At 40.1% G+C, this 342-nt stretch carries 1 pseudogene; it reads left to right on the forward strand.

The annotated features are described in order from the left end of the window. Nucleotides 1-13 precede the first annotated feature (13 nt). Nucleotides 14-342 (forward strand): annotated as a pseudogene (locus B3143_RS12925) (hypothetical protein); the annotation flags it as partial.

Genomic DNA, 342 nt, shown 5'->3' on the forward strand with positions numbered 1-342 from the left:
TTTCAGTGGTTATATGAAAATTGCAGATACCTCAGGCTCTACCAGTACTGCAGCAGCAAAGTTTGGTAAGGCTAATAATGCAACCGATTTAAGTCAGCAAATTTCTGGGGTTTTGGATATTGCCATCTTTGGTGAACATGGTTTTACCAGTAAGCCATTTGATAGTAATACGACCGGTATCACCGTTCCCCAGTTAAATAATGTGAAATTTAATGTTCCGGGCTTTACAGTATCTGGAAACCGACAAACCAAGGCAAGTGCAACCAACATTATGGTGACTATTCCAGTGATTCCTTTGGCAAAAGGTACGGCCGCGGATAATGCAAATTATGAAGTTTATAA

The sequence above is a fragment of the Acinetobacter sp. UBA1496 genome (assembly GCF_002324975.1).
In the GTDB taxonomy this organism is placed as follows: domain Bacteria; phylum Pseudomonadota; class Gammaproteobacteria; order Pseudomonadales; family Moraxellaceae; genus Acinetobacter; species Acinetobacter variabilis.